Raw genomic sequence first — 22,207 nt, 5'->3', positions numbered from 1 at the left:
TATAACAGAAACATGGTCATTGTCTGCGAAACGGTTGTTTGACGCAACACGCGTTGCCGAGACATTCAAGGCTCACCTGCGCCGGGCGGGATGAAAGGAGCACACTTCCGAAGCTCCGAGCCGTCCCCGACCAGGAAGGCGGCAGGCACTGCCGATAATGCAGCCCGAGGGATCCAATGTTCTCGTTCTTTCCAACTGCCCGCGTCCGTCCATCGCCCTTCTTTGAAGCCGCCGTCGCGGAAGGCATGGTGGCTGCGAATGTCTACAATCGCATGATCATGCCGACGTCGTTCGGCGACCCTGAAGGAGAGTATTGGCGGCTGATCAACGGGGTCTCGCAATGGGATGTCGGTGTGGAACGCCAGGTGCAGCTCAAGGGACCGGACGCAGGCCGGCTGGCGCAAATCCTGTCGCCGCGAGACCTCTCGACCTGCAAGATTGGCCAAGGAAAATATGTGCCGCTTTGCAACCATCGCGGCACGATCATCAATGACCCGATCTTGTTGAAGCTCTCCCACGACCTCTATTGGTTTTCGATTGCGGACAGCGACATCTGGCTTTGGGCCAGCGCCATCGCGGCGGAACGCGGGCTGAAAGTCGAGATTACCGAACCCGACGTCTCGCCCATGGCTCTGCAGGGACCCAAGGCCGAGGATGTTGTGGCCCATGTTCTGGGCGGTTGGGTGCGCGCGCTGAAGTACTTCTGGTTCAAGGAAACAGAGATCGAAGGCATTCCCATAGCGGTGCAGCGGTCGGGATGGTCCAAACAAGGCGGATTTGAGATTTATCTGAGGGATGGGACGCAGGGCACGAAGCTCTGGAACATCTTCAAGGAAGCAGGCAAGCCCTGGGGGATCGGCCCTGGCGCACCGGCAACTGCGGAACGCACCGAGAGCGGACTCGTGTCGGTGGGAGGCGACACCGACGACGAAACCAATCCCTTCGAAGTTCGGCTCGGCAAGTATGTCGATCTCGGGGTTCCGGACGACGTTGTCGGGATCGCAGCACTCCGAAAGATTGAAGCCGAGGGACCGAAGCGGCACCAACTGGGTCTCATCTTCGATGCCTCGATGCCGGTGCCGTTTGGCGCCAAGCGTGAGGACATCACCTTCGAGGGCGCCAAGGTCGGCGTGATGACGCATTGCACGTGGTCGCCCCGAATGAAGGCCAACATCGGATATGCCTTGATATCGACCGCAGTGAAGGCCGGAGCGACGGTCAGCGTCAATCGCGCGAACGGTTCGATGGCCGCGCGGCTGGTGGAGCTTCCTTTCCTATGATTGACGAGGCGCCTTATCTCCAACCTCGGGCCGCCAACCACGTGCCGTTGACCCCGATCTCATTCCTCTACCGCACGGCTGACCTTTACCCTGATCGCGTGGCAATCATCGATGAGGAGCGTCGTTTCACCTGGCCGGAAGTGCGCCGCCGCTGCGAGGCTCTGGCGGCGGGCTTGATCCGCTTGGGCGTTAGGCCGGGAGACGTCGTTTCGGTCCTTGCTCCCAACACGGCTGAAATGTTCGAGGCACACTTCGCCGTCGCGATGGCCGGCGCGGTCCTCAACACCATCAACATCCGGCTCGATGCCGAAACCGTAGCCTATATTCTTGAGCATGCCGAAACCCGAGTGCTGATGCTGGACCGGCAATTGACCCCCCTGGCGGAGGAGGCACTGGCACGCCTTGATCGGCTTAGGCAAAGCGCGCCGTTGGCAGAACTGGCGCTGGCGCGCCTCAATCGGCTGAAACCTCTGGTCATCGACCTTGGCGGGCCGGGACAGGCCGTGGCCGGATGCATCCGCCACGCGGATTTGGTTCAGTCCGAAGCCGCAGGCTTCGTGCCGCTGCTGCCGGCCGACGAATGGCAGACCCTGTGCCTGAACTATACATCCGGCACCAGCGGGTGGCCCAAAGGCGTGCTCTACCATCATCGCGGCGCCTATCTCATGGCACTGGGCACCATCGCGGGCTGGGGACTGTCGGGCCACCCGACCTATCTTTACACAGTGCCCATGTTTCACTGCAACGGCTGGGGGCATGCGTGGACCATGACCGCGCTTGCCGCGACGATCGTCTGTTGCAGGCAGATCTCGGCGAAAGCAATCTTCGGGGCCATTGAGACTTTCGGTGTCACCCATTTTGGCGGGGCGCCCGTCGTGCTCGGCATGCTGGTAGAGGCCGCCGAAGCAGAACCTTTTACACTGCCGCATGCCGTTCGGGTCATGACGGCCGGAGCGCCGCCGCCTGCAGCCATTCTTGAGAAGGTCGAAGCCCTGGGCTTCGATGTGATGCAAGTATACGGCCTCACCGAAACCTACGGCCATGTCGTCCAATCCATTTGGGACCAGGCATGGGAAGGCGTGGATTTCACGAGGCGCGCGATGATCAAAGCGCGCCAGGGAGTGCGCTTTCCCACAACGGAATCGGCCGAGATTTGGGACGCCCAATCCGGAACGCGACTGCCCCAGGACGGCAGCGCGATGGGCGAGATCGTGCTGCGCGGCAACACGATCATGAAAGGCTATCACAAGGATGAAGCGGCCACGGAAGCTGCCTTTGCGGGCGGAGCGTTCCACACTGGCGACGTCGCCGTGCAGCATCCGGACGGTTTTCTCGAAATCAAGGACCGCATCAAGGACATCATCATCTCTGGCGGGGAGAACATTTCCTCGATCGAGGTGGAAGCCGTTTTATACCGGCATCCGGCCGTCAGCGCCGCCGCTGTCGTGGCCAAGCACGACGTCAAATGGGGCGAAACACCCTGCGCCTTCGTGGAGCTCAAGCCTGGTGCAAACGCCACCACGGATGAACTGAACCAGTTCTGCCGGCAACATCTCCCCAGCTTCAAGGTTCCAAAGCATTATATCTTTGAGACTTTGCCCAAGACTTCGACGGGGAAGATCGAAAAGTACAAGTTACGTGAACGGGCCAAGGCTTTTCCATGATGAAACAACAATACATCACGATCGAGACGGAAGGCGCTGTGACCGTCGTGACGCTGGCACGCGAGGATCGGCGCAATGCCATTAGCGAAGACATGCTGTTGGAGATCGAAAACGTGTTTCGGGCGCCGCCCCGGGGCACGCGGTGTTTCGTGCTTTCGGCCAGGGGCGCCCATTTCTGCGCCGGGCTGGATCTGCGGGAGCACTATGAGAAGGACCGCTCTCCAGTCGAATTCATGACGATGTGCCAAGCCTGGCACCGAACCTTCGACCTCATTCAATTCAGCGGCATCCCTGTGGTCGCCGCCCTCAAGGGCGCAGTCGTGGGCGGCGGCCTCGAGCTGGCGGCGGCATCCCATGTCCGCGTGGCAGAGGAGAGCACCTTCTTTGCGCTTCCGGAAGGCCAGCGCGGCATCTTCACGGGAGGCGGCGCCACGGTACGCGTGGCCCGCATCATCACGCCGGCGCGCATGATCGACATGATGCTGTCGGCAAGGACGTACGATGCCCAACGGGGGCTGGATCTTGGCCTGTGTCACGAAGTGGTTGGCGACGGCCAGGCGCTCGCCCGTGCCAAGATGCTGGCTGCGCAGGTTGCCTCCAATCCCCCTACCACCAATTTTGCCATCGTGACCGGCATTTCCCGCATCAATGACATGTCCACCACGGACGGCCTGTTTGCGGAAAGCCTGCTTGCTGCAGCCGTGCAAACCAACCCGGATATCAGGGACCGGCTCGAGGCCTTCTTTTCCAAGAAGACCGAGCGTCTCGAACCGGGGACAAGGTGAGAGATGATCTATCGACCGCCTGTGTCCGAGATTCTCTTGGCGATGCAGAGCGCCGGGAAGTTCGGCGCTCCTCATTATGCCGACCTCTCTCTTGATGATGCGCAGGCCATCATTTCCGAAGCCGGGCGTTTTGCCGCCGAACGTATCGCCCCCTTGAACCAGGTCGGCGACCGGCTTCCTGCATCCATCAACGACGGACAGGTCACAACGCCTCCTGGCTGGCGTGCAACCTACCGGGATTGGTGCGCAGCTGGCTGGAACGGCTTAGCGGGGCCTGCCGACCATGGCGGGCAAGGCCTTCCCATGCTGATGGCCGTGGGATGCACCGAACTCTGGAACTCAGCTTCCATGGCCTTCGCTCTCTGCCCGCTTCTGACGGCAGGTGCCATCGAAGCGATTGCGGCGCATGCCCGCCAGGACCTCAAGGATTTTTACCTGCCCAAGCTCGTGTCCGGAGAATGGACCGGTACCATGAACCTCACGGAACCGCAGGCTGGCTCCGATCTCTCGGATCTGCGCTGCCGGGCGGAACGCTTGGGCGACGGCACCTACGCCATCACCGGCAGCAAGATTTTCATAACGTATGGCGAGCACGATTGCGCTTCGAACATCGTGCATCTGGTCTTGGCGCGGCTTGCCGATGCGCCTGCGGGCACACGGGGAATCTCCCTATTTCTCGTCCCCAAATTTCTGCCTGACGGAACGCGCAACGACCTGCGCTGCCATTCGCTCGAGCACAAGCTTGGCATACACGGCTCACCGACCTGCGCCATGACCTATGGTGACAACGGCGGCGCGAAAGGATGGCTGATCGGAGGAGAGAACCGCGGCCTCAATTGCATGTTCACGATGATGAACAACGCCAGGCTTCTTGTGGGCGCCCAGGGCGTTGCGCTTGCCGAGCGGGCCACGCAGATGTCGGTCGCCTATGCAAGGGAACGGCGCCAGGGAAGCGTTCCCGAGCGAGCAGGCGCGAGCCCGATAATTCGTCATCCTGACGTCAAACGAATGCTGCTTGAAATGCGGGCCAAGACCGCTGCTGCACGCCTGCTCTGCATGGCAACCGCCTCTTGGATCGATGGGAGCCTGAGAGCAAAATCGGCTGATGAAAGACGGCTCGCGCATGCAAGGGCTTCACTGTTGACGCCGTTGGCCAAAGCCTACTCGACGGAGATAGCGGTCGAAGTGACATCAACCGCAATTCAGATCCACGGCGGAATGGGATACATTGAGGAGACGGGCGTTGCGCAGCTTTATCGCGACGCTCGTATTTTGCCGATCTACGAAGGCACCAATGGCATACAGGCCATTGACCTTGTCTCGCGAAAGCTATGTCTCGAAGACGGCGAAACGCTGTTTGACGCCCTGAAATCCAGCCGGGAGGGACTGGCGATCGTTGCCGGCGAACCGCTCGCAAGCCGTATTGTGTCTGAAATATCGGCGCTGGCGAAGACGCTATCCAAAGCGCCCGACAGCATCCAGTCGCTTGCGGCAGCAATGCCGCTCCTTCGCGCCTTGGCCGCTGTCATTGCCGGGGGGTATCTGGCGGAAAACGCGGCTCTCGCACAAGGCGGCGGCGCTGAAAGTGAGGCCCGCTATTTCATCACTGTTGAATTGCCGACCGCGATGGCTGCAGCAAAATCCGCATTATCGGGAGCTGAGATTCTGGCAACATATGATCTCCAGTAGCGTTTACCTATGGTGCCTGGAAGACAAGAGCGGTTCCCCAATCAGTATACACGGGGAGCCTTCCATCCCCGGAAGAAATCAAAGCGTGCTTGCGAAGGTCGCGGTGGTCTCGTGGATGCTCTTTTAACCCGACAGTGGGTTAGCGTCGGCGGGATCGATTGGCAGGAGACAGCCCCCCGCGGCCGGTGGTTCTGCTAGGCATAGAAGGACTGAACTATGTACTTCGAAGCGAAATTTCACGACGCTGCCGGACAAGGCATCCTTTCCAGGTTGGCGACAGGAATACCGCCAAATATCTAAGGGTGAATTCTTTGCGGGAGCAAATTGAAAATCGTCGCAGTGGTCGTGTAACAAAATGTGTAAAAATTAATCGGAAGAGTGTAATCCGGAGGCGTTCAAGCGCAAGACGCTATCTCCGCCACTTAAATTTTGATATTCCCTTTATTTCAATAACTTATTCAAATTGTTAAGGCGATAGACAGCCATTACCTCATTTTGTGTAACAAACTGCGAAACTTCGAGCTCTCCTCAGAGCAGGACATTGAAACCTGGCGAACTTAGGCATTCGCCGAACTGGATAGGCGGAACACGGTCCGCATCCGCACGGGAATGACGTTGTCGCCCGATACGGGCGCCGTGCCTGTCGACGTGAGCTCAGCCTCGGCGTGCATGCTGATCGAGCCGGGTGGGTCGGCGTCGAATGCCTTAAGCGTGGAGTAGCCCAGCACTCCGCACGACACGAACGGAGCATTTCGCGCGAACCTCGACGCGGTCGCCTTCAACTCGCTGGGGCTTAGGTTCGTCACGCTCCATGTGCCGCCGACGGTCACCGCTTCAGCATCGGCCGAGAACGTCGTGATCGCGCCAGGGAGGGCGTTCGGTGCCGTGTCCGCTTGCCCGGGATGCCAGGCAGGCTTCCTCCAAGGTTGGGGCGATTGCGGTTTCCAGCCGTTCGTTGCGGGCGACCCCAAAGACGTAGTCGACGCGGTTGATCTCGCACCAGGCCATCAACTCCTCACGGGCAAAGCCGGAATCGGCGCGCAGGATGACGCGCACCCGCGGCCAGCGCTTGCGGATCTGCCCGACGATCCGCTCGACCTCCCCGACCGATCCCTTGCTGGCATCGATGTTGGAACGCCTGAGCTTTGCCGCCAGAAGGTGCCGGCCGCAGAAGATGTAGAGCGGCAGGTAGCAGCGTGGCCGCGCCGGCTGTGACGGCGGCGCCCAGCAGCGTGCGTCACCGCGGCCTAAGCCGGCCAGAGGCTGTGGAGCAGCTTAGGGGTGGCTGCCTTGGCGTTCTCCAACTCGGCCGGGGGAAGCCGGTCAGCTAGTTGCGCCATCACGCAGCTTGCGACCGCTTCCGGCTCGATGGCGGGATCCCGTTGCACGCCCTCATGGATGCGCTCCAGAAATGCACTTCGTGCTCTGCTCCCGGTCCGGGCGCGACGACCGGGATGCCAGCCTTCATAGTAGAGGCCACGCAGCAACGCCGGCAATTGCGCTCCCAGATAGATGGCCTCCCGGTCTCCGAGACTGTCGCGAAGGGCATGTAGGGTCGACAGCAAAGCCTTGTAGACTCGTTCCCTGTCGTGCCAACCGAGCCGCCACATGAGGTCATTGATCCAGTTTTGGGTGGCTTGAACGCACGTGTCGATTTCCTGGGAAACTGTCGTCATTACCAATCCTCATCGGTCCAGTGGCAGCAGTTCTCGCTCGAAGGATCGGGAGACACCTTGAGCGGGATCAATTCGAGTCAGACTTCAGGCTCCGCCGCCACTCGGCTTGCTTGTTGCTTTAGATCAAAGCACAGGTTTGGGAAGGCGCAATATTGGAACCAGATTTCGTGCGCACGGCCAGCCAAGTTCAGGCTTATTCTTGTTTGGCCATGACAGCGCGAAATCGAGGGTAGCTTCGCAGTCATGGCAGACCAAATCAATGTTTACGGACCTATCATCCATAAGCCGAACCGGGCCAAATCAACGGCGCGCGACGAGGGCAATGGCGCGCAGATCGAGCCGCAAGCGCCCGATCCGCTGGCACATCGGCGTCTTTCTTGCCCCTGCGACGGTCATCTATACGGCGGTAATGATATTGCCGCTCCTTGGAACGCTGCACCTTGCCCTGTTTAGGGAGGTCGATCGCGAACAGGTTTTCGTCCGCCTGGACAATTTCAGCACCCTGCTTGGCGACCCTCGCTGGTCGGCGAGTTTCTGGAATGCCTTCCGCAACAACATCTGGTTCTTTGTCATTCATATGCTGGTGCAGAATCCGGTCGGCATCTTGCTGGCAGCGGTTCTGTCCAGCCCGAGGCTTCGCCTGCGCACGTTCTATCGGACGGCCATTTTCGTGCCGACCATACTCTCCTTCGTCATCGTCGGCTTCACCTGGAAGCTCATTCTTTCTCCTCTCTGGGGCATCGCTCCATACTTCCTCGACATCGTCGGGCTAAAGAGCCTGTTCGCGCCATGGCTCGGCAAGGAGCAGTATGCCCTTACGACTCTCAGCCTCATCTCCGTCTGGCAGTTCGTCGGCATACCCATGATGCTGATCTATGCCGCGCTGCTGTCCATCCCCGACGGCGTGCTCGAAGCCGCCGAGATAGACGGCATTACCGGAATGTCGCAGTTCTGGAGAATCAAGCTCCCGCTGATCCTGCCCTCCATAGGGATCATTTCGATCCTCACCTTCATTGGCAATTTCAACGCCTTCGATCTCGTCTACACCTCCCAGGGAGCCATGGCCGCCCCCAACTTCTCGACCGATATTCTCGGCACCTTCCTCTACCGCACTTTTTTCGGCTTCCAACTGCAACTCGGCGATCCCCATATGGGAGCGGCCATCGCCTCGATGATGTTCCTCATCATTCTCTCCGGCGTATGCTTCTATCTCGTCGCCGTGCAGCGGCGGCTCGTCCGATATCAGTTCTGAGATCGCATATGCACAAGGCCCGCTCGTCGAAAATCCGAACCGTCGCTGCCCACGCGATTCTGATCGCCTACACCGCAATCGCGCTGTTTCCGGTGGTCCTGATCGTCGTCAATTCCTTCAAGACCCGGCAAGCGATCTTCCGTTCCCCGCTGTCCTTGCCTGACAGCGAGACCTTCAGTCTGATCGGCTATCAGACGGTGTTTGCCCAGGGCAACTTCGCGCATTATTTCCAAAGCAGCCTGATCGTAACGATGGCATCGTTGTTCCTGGTGCTGCTCTTCGGTGCCATGGCCGCATTCGCGTTGGCCGAATACCGGTTCCGCGCCAATGCGCTTATGGGGCTGTATCTTGCAATTGGCATCATGATCCCCATCCGCCTCGGCACTGTGGCCATCCTGGAAATGATGGTGGCGAGCAGGCTCGTAAACACGCTCGCCGCGCTGGTGCTCGTTTACACCGCGCAGGGCTTGCCGCTCGCCATCTTCATTCTGTCCGAATTCATGAAGCAAGTGTCCGACGATCTGAAGAATGCAGGCCGCATCGACGGCTTTTCAGAGTACACGATCTTTTTTCGCCTGGTCCTGCCCTTAGTCCGTCCAGCGATGGCGACCGTGGCGGTCTTCACCATGATCCCGATCTGGAACGACCTTTGGTTCCCGCTGATCCTAGCTCCGGCTGAAGCGACCAAAACGATCACACTGGGCGCACAGGTCTTCATCGGCCAATTCGTGACCAATTGGAACGCGGTTCTGTCGACCCTGTCGCTGGCGGTTGTGCCCGTGCTCGTCCTCTATCTGATCTTCTCCCGCCAACTCATCCGCGGGATCACCTCGGGAGCCGTGAAATGAGCACATGTGGGTTCCGGCCGCGACGCGCCGGCGAACGTCGACCCGAACCAACTGCGATAACAAACACGAGGAGAATACCGTGGGATCGCTGAAACTGGAGAACGTCTGCATGTCCTTCGGCCGGGTCAATGTCCTCGACGACATCGACCTTGAGGTACAGGATGGCGAATTCGTCATCTTCGTCGGCCCCTCAGGATGCGGCAAGTCAACGCTTCTGCGCATCATTGCCGGGCTTGAGGATCCGACATCCGGCTGTGTCAGGATCGACGGCGACGATGTCACGTTGACGCCGCCTGCCGAACGCGGGGTTGCCATGGTCTTTCAAAGCTATGCGCTCTACCCGCATCTGACGGTACGTGGAAACATGGGGATTGGGCTAAAGCAGGCAGGCCTGCCGCAAGATGAGATTCGGGAGCACGTAGCAGAGGCGTCCCGCATGCTTTCGCTGGACGAATATCTGGACCGGCGACCGGCGGAGCTCTCCGGCGGGCAACGCCAGCGGGTCGCGATAGGCCGCGCAATCGTGCGAAAGCCAAAGCTGTTTCTCTTCGATGAGCCACTCTCCAACCTGGATGCCGCACTGCGCGTCCACACACGGCTCGAAATCGCCCGACTGCACCGCGAGCTCAAAGCGACCATCATTTATGTGACGCACGACCAGGTCGAGGCGATGACGCTAGGCGACCGGATCGTCGTTCTCAACGAAGGCAGGATCGAGCAGATCGGCACGCCGATGGAACTCTACCGGAACCCGGTGAACCTGTTCGTTGCAGGCTTCGTCGGCTCGCCTCAAATGAATTTCATCGACGCCGCGCGCGTCGGCTATCCGGATGCCGACAAGATCGGCATCCGGCCCGAGCATATCTCTGTTGACCCCGGGAAAGGCGACTGGGAGGGAACGGTTGTCCATGCCGAACATCTCGGGCCCGATACGATGCTCTATCTCCAATCGGATCAAGCCGGGCTTGTGACCGTCCGACTGTTCGGCGAGCAATACTTCAAGACCGGTCAGACCCTGTATATGACCCCGCAGCCTGAGCGCCTGTTTCGGTTCGACGCGAAAGGAGCGGTGCTCGGCCGAGTACCGGAGGCGCCGTGATCAATCTTGTCTTCTGACGACATCGAAGCACCACACCCCAAGCCTTATGTCAGACCAGCGGCTTGTGCCCGTTCAGCATGAAAGCGACCGCTTCCAGGATCATGCCGTTTGTGTTGAGATCGCTGTAACCTGCGGTGGGTTTTCCGGTTGCGGAGTAGATCCCTGACGCGAAGCCCAGGCCGGGAATCCTGGCCGACTTGCGCACATGCGACAAAAGCCTGGCCGAATAAGGATGGGGGCGGATCGCCTGCCAAAGGAAGGCTGCCTTGGTGTTCACCATCATGACGGAATTACGAAAAGACGGGGTATCGTCCTCCCGACGGTCGAGCACCGTCTTGGCCGTCCAGGGATTTTCCTCGTCGCCCAGTTGGAAGCCCTCATAGACGAACCATGGATCTCGGTCGATTGAGCCCTCCGATACGCAAACCAGTGTGCCGGATGTCCGGTAGGCGTCGAGTTGAGCGGTGAAAAGGACGTCCGCTATCATGCGTGAGGGTTCCGAATGGCCGAGTTCGACACCCTCCAATACATGTGGCTCGGTTCCGATCGGGCCGAGATCCGCGACCTGCTCCAAGAAACGCATCCGGCCGTCCAAATCTGCCATCGATCTGGCGTCATAAGGGGATTGGGCTTCCATCCCCCAAAGAGCAAAGCCGCGCGTCGCGTAATGTGTGTAGTTCGAATTGAAATATTCCTTCTGAACGCCGTCATCGACGTCATGCAGTCGGCCATCGGAAATCGTGTCCTTCAAATCCCAGCGATCGACCAGTTCATCGATCTCCTTTTCGAAGCCCGGTTCGCGACCGAGGTACTTCAGTGCAGCCAGCAGCCGCCCGACATCCGAGGCGCTGAAATTGTTATCGAAGCCTCCGCCCCCTCGGGTCGAAATACTGGCCTGCGGCAGACGGAGCCCGCCGATGGTGGTGACGGGCAGGTGCTTCAGAATCCGGGCCGTTCTCTGCGAGAATTCCGCGTCTTCGATGAGGCCGACAGCCCGCGCGCAGCCGGTCGCGAAGATCTGGCTGGCGACGTCCCACATCGTCACCATCGTGTAGGGAACGACTGTCTTGCCGGAGAGCTGGGCGCTCGCGGGTGCCAGACCGGTATTCTTGTCGGACATGCGCGCGAAATACTGCCAGGCAAGTTCGGCGTCCTGCAGCAACGCCGCGCGCTCAGAAGCATCGATGTCCTGGTGTGTGCCGACTGCAAGCGAGACAAGTGCGTCCGACCTGCCAAGGAGCTCGAAGATACCATCCTGAGCGATTACGCCTTGGCCAAGCTGTTCGACGTCGACGGCTACATTGCCCGGGTGCTTCGCCAGTTCAGCCAGCATCCCGGCTATCTGCATACGGGTGCCGCTGTCGGCGCTCGCAGTCGTCCTCACCGTGACAAGTGCATCGCGTTGGTCGCCGATGCGCTTCGCAATCTCCTGAGCCGCCTCCACTCCGTCGCCCAATCGGCTGGCGTCGACAGTATACGTCGCGGGAATCCGCAAAAGACCGTTCCGATCCAGTCCTGCAAAACCGTCGCGGTCCCCTGCTATCGAGGCAAGCACATTGATACCAACCGTTCTCATATCCTCAAAGGGCGGCTTATCCTGGTGGCTAACGGCGCATGTCTGGATCGAAGCGTTGTCGTGATTTTCGATCGCCAGGATCCGCGCGACCCGAGCCCTCAGCTCCTGCCAGGCTGGCGCGCCAAGATCGCTTTCCAATGCCTGGCACTGCAATGATTGCGGTTTGACACCAGCGTCGGATATAGCCGGCCCGTTCGCCCCCGAATAGGAGAAGGGAACGGCCGTTTTAGCCAGATCAGAAAGGAGTTCTGATACCGCCTGTGTGTCAGGTGGCGAGGCATCCTGCAGGTCAATAAAGAGTGCGACATATCTGGCGAAGTCTTCCGAGCGGAAGAAGAACTCGGAAGGCAGGATCATGTTGATGCGGCCGGCGTCAGCCTGTGCCGAGAGGAAATCGGCTAGCGAAGACGACAGGGAAGAAATCTGATCGTCAGCGAATTGTGCAAGGTCGTTGATCGAAAGATAGAGAACGACGACGTCATCGCGAGCAATCGCCTCGAGGATCGCGCCCCTCGCGCCTTCCAAGGCGCTCAGGGAGGTAAGCCGCACTCCTCCCGAAATCTGCATGACGCCGTTGCCGGTCTGCGCGAATTCGGTCGGCTGATCCTTCTGCGGCATCAAGAGCGCGCTGCGGAAACCTCCGGCCCGAACGCCTGCGAGCGAGAGTTCATCCGCAAGCTGCCCGCAGGCAAGTGTGATGGCGTGGCGAACGCCGTGATCTTCCGGGAGAAGCCGCGCGAGCCGATCTTGCGCTTCGCTCGCCCACCGCATCTGGAAATAAGGGCGTTCGGCTTCGATGCCGGGGAGAAAGGCGACAAGCTCGACCAGCCCACCATAGGTTCGTCCGAGCGCTGCGGCCGCCCCGTGAATGTCCTCGTGACTATCTTCGCCGCCGAACGACATCGCCGGCAGCAAAAGTCCCGATGGGATGTTGCGGCCGCCAAGAGTCTCCAGTGCCAGTTGTGCCTTCCTACCAGCCGATCCGCTGGCAGATGCATCGCAGATCAGCGCGAATGGGACTGGCCGTTGCGCGGCATTTGCCAATCTCAGCTTCAGGATCGGAGTTACGATCGCTCCCGCGCAAAGCGACTGAAGAAGCACGCGGCGCGTCATTCTCATACGGATTCTTCCCAATTCAACCTCGGCGCGGGGCCTCGCCCCTCATAATGGGCTCGTCGAGCCGCAACCTTGACGCGCATCAAAGCAGGAGGGGGCCGGAACGGTAACGTACGAGGTGGGACAAGGGGCAGACACGAAGTGCATTCCAATACCGGGCGGGGACCGCGGGGCCGGACCAGCCTGCCGATCTTTTTTGATCCAGGCGCGAAAAGGCGAATTGTTGTAGGCGTGGTCGGCGCATTGCTGATCGCGGCTATGTTGCTTTGGTGCATCAGTTTCGCGCTCAGCATTTACCTGCTGGGCAAGCTGCCGCCTCCCAATATCACATACGACTCAAGCGTCGCAGCGGTGGAGGCTTCGGAAAGGCGGCTGCCGGAACAGAATGAGGAGCAGGCAGTAACGCCCAGCATCGCCTGGGGACAACGCCGTCCTTCGACTGACGCGCCACCGCCGTCGCGAAGAGGCAACGGCCCTGCTTCGAGCGCCCGGGTCTATGCCTATTTGCCCTACTGGCCGGAATGGAATTACGTGTCGCTCTCCGAGAATATTCGGGACCTCGATGGCCTGCTGCCCGAGTGGTACGAAATCCAGCTTTCGAATGGAGAGCTGCGCTCGCTCGGCTTCAACGCCCCGCACCAGCTAAAGGTCGCCCAACAAGTCGCCGGTCGCAGGGGCGCGCTGACACTGCTCCCAGTGGTGGACGTCAGCAGCGACCTCGGACCCGGGCAGATTGCCGCCGCCCTCCCCGATGAAGAGGGGGTAGAATCGATCGCGCGGACACTCGTGCGCGAGGCGGAGGACAAGCAATATGATGGGTTGTGCCTCGACGTCTCAAGCCTGCCTAGCCGGACCGATGAAATGCTTGCCCGACTGTTCCGCGACCTGAAAGCCTTGTTCAAGGGCACCGGGCGGCAGACCTGTCTCGTCTCGACGCTGGACGGGGACGCTTGGATGAGCTCTGTCCTGCAAAGCTCCGTGGACAAGATCGTGGTCCTGGGTTTCCAGGAGCCAGGAGTGGGAAGCCTCCCGGGTCCGCTCGCGGCCCAGGATTGGTTCACCCAGAATATCTCGACACTGTTGAAGGGTGTTCCGCCGGAAAAACTCGTCGTCGCTCTCGGCACCCTCGGCTATGATTGGGCAAGCGATGAGATCATGCCGCGAAGGTTGAGCTATGCCGAGGCGGCAAGACTTGCCGGCTTGAATGGCGCCAAGTTCCACCTTGACCCTCCATCCCTGAATTCGACGACTTCCTTCTCGGATCAAGCGGGAAGTCGGCATCAGCTATGGCTCCTGGATGCTGTCTCCGCCTACAACCAGTTGGCTACCCTCGACCGCAGAGGAGTGGGAGCCGTGGCGATCTGGCCGATCACAGATGTCGATCCCGGCGTATGGCGTATTCTACACGGGAACGCACGCAAGATACGTCCCGAAGCATTGCTGCGCGAAATCTCTATCGGCCAATATGTCGGATATGACGGAGAGGGAGCTTTCCAGAAACTCATACGTGCGCCCGAAGAAGGCATCCGGGACGTGGCGACCGACCCGGCCTCCCGCCTCATCATCCGTCAAGACTATGTGCGAATGCCGCAGCCCTACACGATACTGCGCTACGGCGTCGGCAGGCCGCGAACCGTCGCACTAACTTTCGATGACGGTCCCGATCCCATTTACACCCCCGAGATTCTGGCCTCCCTCAAGGCCCGTCAGGTGCCGGCGGCGTTCTTCGTGATCGGCAAGAATGTGCTTTATAATCCGGATCTGGTCCAACGCGCTGCCGAGGAAGGTCACGAAATCGGTGTGCACACTTTCTTTCACCCGGCGCTCGAGCGCACCAGCGCTTGGCGCGAGAAGCTCGAGCTCAATGCCACCGAGCGGCTGATTGCCAGCCTTACGGGAAAGCAGACCGTGCTCTTCCGTTCGCCGTATGGACGCAGTGAGGGACCCCTGCTTGGCGACGAAGCCGCGCCGATGCACCTTCCGGAGCAGTCCGGCTATATCGTGGTCGGGGCAAACATCGTGGCGCCGGACTGGAAAGGCATTTCGGCAAAAGAAATTGCCGCCATCGTTACCGCCGGTGTCAAATCCGATAGCGGCAACGTCATCGTTCTCCACGACGCTGGCGGCAATCGCAGCGAAACCGCGAAGGCAGTCCCCATCATCATCGACGCACTGCGTCGGGAAGGTTTCAGCTTCGTCTCGCTTGGAGCACTGATCGGCATGCCCCCCGACCAGGTCATGCCGACCGAACGGGGCCTTGGCGTCACCTTCGATGCACTTTCCTTCAAACTGATAAGGCTGGTTTCTGTCCCGCTTCATTGGATCTTTTGGGCGATGGTCGTCGCAGGGGTTGGCAGGTTCTTCCTTGTCGTTGGTCTTGCTCATCTGCGCAGACGCCATGTTCCTTCCGATCCCGCATACGCGCCGGCCGTCACCGTACTCATTCCCGCATATTGCGAGGAAGAGACCATCTTAGGCGCGCTCTCGGCGGTGCTGAAATCCGATTACCCCGATCTCAGAGTCATTGTTGCAGACGATGGTTCTACCGACGGCACATATCCGATGATGCGCCGCGTCCAGGAGTCCGACCCACGGGTCAGGATCATCAGGCAATGCAACCGCGGCAAGTTCGCGGCGCTCAATCACGCCTACACTCTCGCCGACACGGAATTTGTGGTGGCGATCGATGCGGACACCGTGGTCGCGCCGGATGCAATCCGCCTGCTGGTCCGTCACTTCCAGGACCCGCGAATCGGAGCTGTTGCCGGCAACGTCAAGGTCGGCAACAGAGATCGTCTGCTGTCTCGGCTGCAGGCACTCGAATACGTCACCAGCCAGAACATTGATCGTCGAGCAGCCGAAGTCGTGAATGGTATGCTAGTTGTTCCAGGCGCCATCGGCGCATGGCGCCGCAAAGCTGTAGAGGATGCCGGCTTCTATTCGTCCCAGACCCTGGCCGAGGATGCGGACCTCACCGTCTCAGTCATCCGGAAAGGTTACCGGGTGATCTTCGAAGAGGAGGCAATGGCCGAGACTGACGCACCCGCCGGTCTGCGTCCGTTCATGCGCCAGCGCTTGCGGTGGCTGCTAGGCATGATGCAGACCGGTTGGAAACACCGGAGTGCGATCGTCGAGGGACGAGGCGTAGGGCTGATGTCGATTTCTGAGCTGTTCTTGCTCGGTGTGGTCATGACGCTGTTCGCCCCCTTCGTTGATCTGATCTTCGCTGCCACCCTCGCCGACCGCATTCTCACTTTTTTGTCTGACCCCGAAGCCCAATGGACATCATCATCCCTCCACATGGTGGTAGCCTATACCGCGTTTCTGCTGTCGGACCTCGTGATGGCGGCACTTGCGTTCAGGTTCGAGCCGACCGAAGACAAGCGTCTGCTCCTGCTTTTCCCGTTGCAGCGGTTTTTTTATCGGCAGCTACTATGCCTTTCCACCTACCGGGCCTTGGTCGCCGCGGTGTCGGGGAGGCTTATGCGCTGGCGCAAGGCGAGCGAACCGACGGCGGGGAACAAGGAATTGGACCTCAGCCCCTCCGTCGGTTGATTGCTTGCGGCAGCACGAAGGGTCAGAATACCCGGCAGCCGCTTGCGGTAAGCTCGCCTGTCACCGTCGGAAGATCACGTCGCGGGTTGATGATAACCGGTTGCAGGGCTGTAATTCTGCTGGAGCAGGCGTTTGAAGTGCCACGTGTGCTCCGCTGGCCGCCGACATAAAGATCGAACCAAGGATGTCCGCTTCGCCCCGTGTGGCAGGGTCCGTTCTGGGGAGTCGGTCCATCTCCGCAGACATCTTCGACTATTGCATATTTCTTCAAGCGCTTAAGATAGAGGTGCGTGCCGGCGGGCAGGTCCAAGGTATGCCGACCGCCCTGCAGCGAATGGCCAACTGCGAGGGTTATTGGATTCGAGTAGCTGCCATTGCCACCGGCGGTGCTATGAATGACCGGAAACGCTATCGCGGCAGAGCCAGGCGGAGTGTTGTCCCAATAGCTGTAGCCAGTGACATAGGCGGTAAGTTCGGTCCCTTCGCGCGAGGAGGCCGCGGCTTTCAATTTCTGAAGATAGGCCCCGTCCTGTGCCTGCGCGGTACTCACGGAAAATCCCGCCGCTAGAGCTAGCGCTGCAGTTAGGAGGATCGGCGCTGATCTGGTTGAACATGCAGATTTGGCATTTTTCGCCATTTTTATTGCCCTCAAAGGAATTATGAATGGTGCACATCCGAGCCGCCGATTGCGACTTTACTGTGTCGCTGGTGGACATATCCTGGGCTGTTGCGCTTCTGCGCTTCCGACGTCGAGGAAGATCATCAGGCGCGCAATATGATCGCGACGCGTCTCTTCTCGGCGGGCATAGGTCGTAAAGGCACTGGGATCGGCGCCGATCTGGTCGGCGACATATATCGACATCGCACACGGCGGAATTTCGCCCGTCGCCAGCACCGGCTCGAATGTCGCATTATGCAAAGCTGAACCGCGAAGCCGAGCTCATTGTGCTCGCGCCTGCGCAGATCAATCTCGAGGCGATCCTCCGCAGACAATGAATAGAGTCGGATCAGGCTGTCCTCATCAGCCGGAACATCGAAAAGCTCCTGTCGATCCTGAGCTTTGAGAATCTTGCGTCTGCCAATTGTCCAACTCCGCACACAGCACTAACTGCCGCTTAATGTTGCCGAGCCGAGTGGAAGTGGGAACAGCAGCTGTCGTGCTGCCATGGCTATCCACAGGGATCAGGCACCTTGGCATTCTAGGTGGATTACTCCAACGAAGACATCTTACCGGTTCGTGGCGCTGCGATAGATGTCGAGCACGCGTGTCACGCTGCCGATCAGAAGCCCATGCGCCGTCGGTCTGATGCGGCCCGCGCCGACGTCGACATCGAGATGGCCAACAAATTGGCTGATTAGCGGGCGGGGAATCTCCGTGTCGCCAAGCGCGGCCAGCACCGCTGCGGTTGCGCGCTGCGCTTCCGGCGTCAGCCAGTAGTAACGGATGCGGTCACTGTAGGAGAAATGTCGCTGCAGGCGTTGCTCGTCCGATGTACCGGAATAGTAGTTCCGCCAGTTGTCGGGCGAGGCGAGCATCACCCGCTCCATCGCCGCCTGCAGGTTTTCCCGGGACAGGTCGGGAACCATCTGATCGGCGAGCAGACTGAGGCCATAGAGCGCCTCGCGCAGCGCGAAGGTCAGCCATGGGCCGACTTTGAGGATGGCGAAACCGTCACGCACCAGCATGGCCAGCGCTTCTGCAGGCTGGTAGTCGGTCGAGTGCGCTTCGAAAACGAATTGCGGCATGCGTTCCAGCACAGCGGCCAACTCGATCGCCTTCTCCGGCGCATAGGCAATGACGTCGGCATTGCCGAATTCGACCCCGGGCTGGACGACGACGCCGACGACCCGGTCAAAGACCTCATCGAGCCCGAGGCTTGCAAAGGCTCGGCGGTGGAGCTCGATGGAACGGAGCGCATCGGCCGGTTCGGTCACTTGCATGTGCTCGAGCGCCTCCAGGGCACCTCCAGGGACCGGCACTTCGGTACCGATGATGTAGACGGGTTTCTCACCGCCGGTGCGCGCCACTGCCGCCTCGGCGACCTTGGCGAGGTCGGCCGCGCGGGCGGCAATCGTCTCATCAGGGAGCGGCACCGGATCATCGGCGCAGGCCATGCTGGTGTCGAGATGCAGCTTGGTGAACCCGGCGGCTGCGTAGGCGTCGATCATCGCGGCCGCTTTCCGCATCGCCTCGGCAGCGGAGCTGTGCTTCCAGGGGTTGGGTCCAAGATGGTCGCCGCCGAGGATCAGACGATCGAGGGGAAGACCAGCCCTGCCGGCAAGCGTTTCGACGAGGCCGCGAAAGGCGGCCGGCGCCATGCCGGTGTAGCCGCCCTCGTGATTGACCTGGTTGCAGGTCGCCTCGATAAGGACATCCGTGCCGTGCAGCGCGCCATGGCGGATCGCCGCCTCGATCACCAGCGGATGGGCCGAGCAGATCGAGGCGATGCCTCCCTTGCCGCCCGCCGCCCGCCGCGTGCCGATGGCCGCAAGTCTCTTGGTCGCGCAGCTCATGCGGGTCTACCGGCCCGAGCCATGAAAGCTTCGACATCGGCGAGCCGATGAATGCCTTCCATGGGTCCTTTCCGCGTTACGGCCAGCGCCCCGCAGGCGTTGGCGATGCGCAGCGCCTCGGCAGGCGCGGCGCCGCGCAACCAGAAGGATACGAAGGCGGCTCCGAAGCAGTCGCCGGCGCCAGTCGGGTCCACTTCCTCGACGGCGAATCCGGGCATTGCGACCGAGTTCTGGCGATCGTGATAGACGGCGCCGTCAGCGCCTCTCTTCAGCACGATGCAGGCTATGCCCCGACCAAGCAGCTCGGCAATCGCCCCTTGCTCGTCGCCCGCTGAAGAAAACAGAAGCAACTCGTTGCCGCTGGGCAGAAAGACGTCGGTCTGCGCCAACACGCAGTCGAGCGCCTCGCGCATACCGGAGTCCTGCATGATCTCGCGCCGGACGTTGGGGTCGAAGGATACGGTGCCGCCCCTGGCCTTCACGGCCGCGGTCGCGGCAAGCACAACGTCGGTCGTCTTGTCCGAGAACAGCGACGAGCCCATGACATGAAAGTGATCGGCGTCGGCAAGCAAGTGTCTTGCGGCATCATCGATGGCCATCAAGCCCGCCGCGCTATCGCGGATGTTGAAGACGAAATGCCTGGAAGCGTCGGCCAGATAAGTGACGAAGGCGGTGCCGGTGGCATGGCCCTTGAGGGACGTGATCGCCGAAACGTCGGCGCCTAGCGCGCGCAGCCGGTCAATGTTCAGCTGACCAAAATCGTCCTCGCCGACGGCGCCGATCAGGCCTGCGGGCTGACCAAGCGCGGCGGCTTGGCCAATGAAGATCGCGGGCGCGCCGGATGGGAATGGCCCCACCAGCGGCCCGGGTTCGAGAAAGCTCTGGCCGATCCGATCCGCCATGATCTCGACGAGAATCTCGCCGGCGGAAACCAGCTTCTTCATCACGTCCTCCCGGCATATGCCGCGTGTGGCGTAATCTTGAAGCGGAATAAGGTGCGTCCTTCTTCACGTCAACTAATAAATTTACGCACGCAATAATTTTCATGGGCAAATTGAAACTTGAAGCGCTTCCTGTAAATTTTTGAACTTGCAGTCGCGTATCGGCGCACCGTATGGAAGGCGCCGGGCGGCGCGTGGACCAGGCGGGAAATCCGCGGCGCGAGGGTTTGAAATGTCGATAACGCACAAGACGATGGAGGATTTCGCCCGATCCTGCGGCGTCTCCAGACCGACACTGTCGAAATTCTTCGACGATCCGACCAGCGTCAAGCCGGCAACGCGTAAGCGTATCGAGGATGCGTTGCGCTCGTCCGACTACCAGCCAAACCTCTTCGCGCGCAATCTCAACCGCAAGCGCACCCGCAGCATCGGCATTGTCGTGCCGACGGTGACCGACCCGTTCTATTCAGAGATGGTCAGCCGCATCGAGCTCAGGCTGCGCGACGAAGGCTACTGGCCGGTTGTCATTTCCTCGCATGGCTCGACCGAACTCGAGATCGAAGCCACGCGAACCATCTTGTCGCTGAAGGTATCCGGGGCGCTTATCGCGCCGCTGGGCAAACGATCCGATCAGAGAACCCTGGAAAAGCTCACACAGACCATCCCGATTGTGTATTTCGACACTTTCCTGGAAGGTGACACGCCATTTGTGGGCAATAACAACGCAAAGAGCGTCGCGACGATCGTCGATTACCTTTGCCGTTCCGGCGATGCCCCGGTCTATTTCGACATCCCGCACGTCAACCACAATTCGGCAGAACGATTGAGCAGCTATGTCGCATCGATGAAGCGGCTCGGGTTCGAGCCGATCGTCTTCGGCAACACCGACGACTACACTTGGGACTTCGAGCGTATCGGCTACGAGCAGACGGAGAAGCTGCTCGGCAATGGCGGCCTGCCGGGCAAGACCATCCTGTGCGCCAACGACCGCCTGGCCTTCGGCGTTATGGCGGCGGCTTTCTCGCAGGGGCTAAAGGTGGGCCGAAAGGCGGGTTGCGACCTGCGTGTCGCAGCCCATGATGATCATCCACTCAGCCGCTACACCTGCCCGGCGCTCACCACCATGGCCCAGGATTTCGCCGCCATGGCCGGGCGCAGTGTCGAGACGCTGCTTGCAATGCTCGACGAGGATGCGGCGGCCGTGACGCCGAAGGTCAGCCTGGACGCAACGCTGGTAATGCGTCAATCGGCCTAGACCCTGCCAAACGCCGGATCGAAATTGCGCCAGGCCGCAACGGCAGCCTCGACCGCCTGACGCGACGCCTGACCATGGCGCCCCATTGAAACGAACCCATGGATCTGCCCTGGCCAATGTTTGACCACGACCGGGACGCCATCCATCTTGAGCCGCCTTGCATAGGCCTCGCACTCGTCCGCGAGGATATCATGGCCGGCAATGGCGACGAAGGCCGGCGCCGCGCCGGCAAGGCTCTTGGCTTTAAGCGGCGAGACGCGCCAGTCCGACCTGTCGGCGGCGCTGCGGACATAGTGTTCGCGGAACCAGGCCATGGTCCTGGCGGTCAGGCCAAAACCTTCGCCGAAGCGGCGATAGCTGTCCGCCGTTTGGGCGGCGTCGGTGTTGGGGTAGAACAGGAGCTGAGCGGTCGGAGGGCATTTGTCATCGCGGGCAAGCAGCGCCAGGACTGCGCCCAGGTTCCCGCCAGCGCTGTCGCCGGCGACGGCGATGCGGCTGGCATCGATGCCAAGCCCGCCGGCCATATCCTGCATGAAGGAGAGAACGGCACGGCAATCCCCGACCGCAGCCGGAAACTTGTGCTCCGGTGCCAGCCGGTAGTCCGGCGAGACGACAACACAGGCGGCGATATTGGCGTACCAGCGGCAGATCTCGTCATGCGAATCGAGATTGCCGATCACCCAGCCGCCACCGTGCAGATAGAGCAGCGCCGGCGCGTTGGCCGTCGGCGCGCCCTGCCCGCGATAAACACGCAGGCTGAGAGGTCCACCGGGCCCGACGATGGTTTGTTCGCGCTCCGAAGCGACGGGCTCGCGCTCGCCTTGCAGGCCGGGGAAACCGTTCTTGTAGGCGCGTCGCGCCTGCTCGGGAGTGCCGGCCTCGAACGGCGGTTCACTGCCCAGGCGGCCGAGTTCGAGAACCTTCCGCGCCTGCGGATCGAGAGGGGACAACACGGGC

Annotated in this window: 15 protein-coding genes and 2 pseudogenes; 9 read left to right on the top strand and 8 right to left on the bottom strand. The window is 60.7% G+C overall.

The features are described 5' to 3' along the window. Positions 1–176: 176 nt before the first annotated feature. From P9272_RS05545 to P9272_RS05530, 4 genes are read left to right on the top strand one after another with little or no spacing between them, the layout of a single operon-like run. On the top strand, positions 177–1,280 hold the full coding sequence (locus P9272_RS05545; RefSeq protein WP_278159632.1) for a glycine cleavage T C-terminal barrel domain-containing protein: 1,104 nt from the start codon (positions 177–179) through the stop codon (positions 1,278–1,280). Beyond that, positions 1,277–2,944: an AMP-binding protein gene (locus P9272_RS05540; RefSeq protein ID WP_278159631.1), complete on the top strand. Its 1,668-nt coding sequence runs from the start codon at positions 1,277–1,279 to the stop codon at positions 2,942–2,944. The genes P9272_RS05545 and P9272_RS05540 overlap by 4 nt, the downstream gene beginning before the upstream one ends. Then, positions 2,941–3,729, top strand: a complete 789-nt coding sequence (locus tag P9272_RS05535; protein ID WP_347404033.1) for a crotonase/enoyl-CoA hydratase family protein — start codon at positions 2,941–2,943, stop codon at positions 3,727–3,729. Before P9272_RS05540 ends, P9272_RS05535 begins: the two co-directional genes overlap by 4 nt. A gap of 3 nt (positions 3,730–3,732) precedes the next feature. Further along, positions 3,733–5,418, top strand: a complete 1,686-nt coding sequence (locus tag P9272_RS05530; RefSeq protein WP_278159630.1) for an acyl-CoA dehydrogenase family protein — start codon at positions 3,733–3,735, stop codon at positions 5,416–5,418. A gap of 891 nt (positions 5,419–6,309) precedes the next feature. On the opposite strand, the pseudogene P9272_RS05525 reads toward P9272_RS05530, so the two are convergent. Together P9272_RS05525 and P9272_RS05520 are read right to left on the bottom strand one after the other, a co-directional pair. Beyond that, a pseudogene (locus P9272_RS05525) lies at positions 6,310–6,612 on the bottom strand (transposase); the annotation flags it as partial. 53 nt (positions 6,613–6,665) lie between these two features. Further along, entirely contained in the window at positions 6,666–7,094 is a 429-nt protein-coding gene (locus tag P9272_RS05520; protein ID WP_128256151.1) for a DUF2267 domain-containing protein, read from the bottom strand. A gap of 322 nt (positions 7,095–7,416) precedes the next feature. On the opposite strand from P9272_RS05520, the gene P9272_RS05515 reads away from it, so the two are divergent. The 3 genes from P9272_RS05515 (at position 7,417) to P9272_RS05505 (ending at position 10,293) form a co-directional block, all read left to right on the top strand. Beyond that, positions 7,417–8,346, top strand: a complete 930-nt coding sequence (locus P9272_RS05515; protein WP_278159629.1) for a sugar ABC transporter permease — start codon at positions 7,417–7,419, stop codon at positions 8,344–8,346. Between the two features lie 8 nt (positions 8,347–8,354). After that, the gene (locus P9272_RS05510) at positions 8,355–9,194 is read left to right on the top strand and encodes a carbohydrate ABC transporter permease (protein WP_128256153.1); all 840 of its coding nucleotides are present in this window, start codon (positions 8,355–8,357) and stop codon (positions 9,192–9,194) included. Between the two features lie 79 nt (positions 9,195–9,273). Further along, positions 9,274–10,293 carry an ABC transporter ATP-binding protein gene (locus P9272_RS05505; RefSeq protein ID WP_278159628.1) on the top strand — a complete coding sequence of 340 codons (1,020 nt, stop codon included), beginning with the start codon at positions 9,274–9,276 and terminating at the stop codon, positions 10,291–10,293. Between the two features lie 49 nt (positions 10,294–10,342). Here P9272_RS05505 and P9272_RS05500 read toward each other — a convergent pair whose 3' ends face one another. Beyond that, on the bottom strand, positions 10,343–12,982 hold the full coding sequence (locus P9272_RS05500) for a DUF3131 domain-containing protein (RefSeq protein ID WP_278159627.1): 2,640 nt from the start codon (positions 12,980–12,982) through the stop codon (positions 10,343–10,345). A gap of 144 nt (positions 12,983–13,126) precedes the next feature. On the opposite strand from P9272_RS05500, the gene P9272_RS05495 reads away from it, so the two are divergent. After that, positions 13,127–16,540 (top strand): glycosyltransferase, encoded by a 3,414-nt coding sequence (locus tag P9272_RS05495; RefSeq protein WP_278159626.1) that lies wholly within the window; start codon positions 13,127–13,129, stop codon positions 16,538–16,540. Positions 16,541–16,562: 22 nt separating this feature from the next. On the opposite strand, the gene P9272_RS05490 is transcribed toward P9272_RS05495, so the two are convergent. The 4 genes and pseudogenes from P9272_RS05490 to P9272_RS05475 all read right to left on the bottom strand — a co-directional run bounded on the left by P9272_RS05490 (position 16,563) and on the right by P9272_RS05475 (position 19,998). Then, positions 16,563–17,177, bottom strand: coding sequence for a hypothetical protein (locus P9272_RS05490; RefSeq protein WP_278159625.1), 615 nt, complete (start codon positions 17,175–17,177; stop codon positions 16,563–16,565). Positions 17,178–17,276: 99 nt separating this feature from the next. Then, positions 17,277–17,623, bottom strand: a pseudogene (locus P9272_RS05485) (DUF4158 domain-containing protein); the annotation flags it as partial. 144 nt (positions 17,624–17,767) lie between these two features. Next, positions 17,768–19,054, bottom strand: coding sequence for a D-tagatose-bisphosphate aldolase, class II, non-catalytic subunit (locus P9272_RS05480; RefSeq protein ID WP_278159624.1), 1,287 nt, complete (start codon positions 19,052–19,054; stop codon positions 17,768–17,770). Then, positions 19,051–19,998: a sugar kinase gene (locus P9272_RS05475; protein WP_278159623.1), complete on the bottom strand. Its 948-nt coding sequence runs from the start codon at positions 19,996–19,998 to the stop codon at positions 19,051–19,053. Before P9272_RS05475 ends, P9272_RS05480 begins: the two co-directional genes overlap by 4 nt. A gap of 229 nt (positions 19,999–20,227) precedes the next feature. On the opposite strand from P9272_RS05475, the gene P9272_RS05470 reads away from it, so the two are divergent. Continuing rightward, positions 20,228–21,250 carry a LacI family DNA-binding transcriptional regulator gene (locus tag P9272_RS05470; protein ID WP_128256160.1) on the top strand — a complete coding sequence of 341 codons (1,023 nt, stop codon included), beginning with the start codon at positions 20,228–20,230 and terminating at the stop codon, positions 21,248–21,250. Here the strand turns inward: P9272_RS05470 and P9272_RS05465 are convergent. Next, the gene (locus P9272_RS05465) at positions 21,247–22,203 is read right to left on the bottom strand and encodes an alpha/beta hydrolase (protein WP_278159622.1); all 957 of its coding nucleotides are present in this window, start codon (positions 22,201–22,203) and stop codon (positions 21,247–21,249) included. The genes P9272_RS05470 and P9272_RS05465 overlap by 4 nt on opposite strands. Positions 22,204–22,207: the final 4 nt, after the last annotated feature.

Origin of the sequence: Mesorhizobium sp. WSM4976 (genome assembly GCF_029625685.1) — a bacterium.
Classification (GTDB): Bacteria; Pseudomonadota; Alphaproteobacteria; order Rhizobiales; family Rhizobiaceae; genus Mesorhizobium.
The sequence above is the reverse complement of the archived record's forward strand: the minus strand, read 5'-3'. Positions and strand labels throughout refer to the sequence as shown.

Bases quoted from the DNA above. Each gene is read 5' to 3' on its own strand.
- P9272_RS05510 (WP_128256153.1), top strand. From the start codon at position 8,355: ATGCACAAGGCCCGCTCGTCGAAAATCCGAACCGTCGCTGCCCACGCG.
- P9272_RS05535 (WP_347404033.1), top strand. From the start codon at position 2,941: ATGATGAAACAACAATACATCACGATCGAGACGGAAGGCGCTGTGACC.
- P9272_RS05490 (WP_278159625.1), bottom strand. From the start codon at position 17,177: ATGGCGAAAAATGCCAAATCTGCATGTTCAACCAGATCAGCGCCGATC.
- P9272_RS05475 (WP_278159623.1), bottom strand. From the start codon at position 19,998: ATGAAGAAGCTGGTTTCCGCCGGCGAGATTCTCGTCGAGATCATGGCG.
- P9272_RS05515 (WP_278159629.1), top strand. From the start codon at position 7,417: ATGGCGCGCAGATCGAGCCGCAAGCGCCCGATCCGCTGGCACATCGGC.
- P9272_RS05520 (WP_128256151.1), bottom strand. From the start codon at position 7,094: ATGACGACAGTTTCCCAGGAAATCGACACGTGCGTTCAAGCCACCCAA.
- P9272_RS05470 (WP_128256160.1), top strand. From the start codon at position 20,228: ATGTCGATAACGCACAAGACGATGGAGGATTTCGCCCGATCCTGCGGC.
- P9272_RS05530 (WP_278159630.1), top strand. From the start codon at position 3,733: ATGATCTATCGACCGCCTGTGTCCGAGATTCTCTTGGCGATGCAGAGC.
- P9272_RS05545 (WP_278159632.1), top strand. From the start codon at position 177: ATGTTCTCGTTCTTTCCAACTGCCCGCGTCCGTCCATCGCCCTTCTTT.
- P9272_RS05540 (WP_278159631.1), top strand. From the start codon at position 1,277: ATGATTGACGAGGCGCCTTATCTCCAACCTCGGGCCGCCAACCACGTG.
- P9272_RS05500 (WP_278159627.1), bottom strand. From the start codon at position 12,982: ATGACGCGCCGCGTGCTTCTTCAGTCGCTTTGCGCGGGAGCGATCGTA.
- P9272_RS05480 (WP_278159624.1), bottom strand. From the start codon at position 19,054: ATGAGCTGCGCGACCAAGAGACTTGCGGCCATCGGCACGCGGCGGGCG.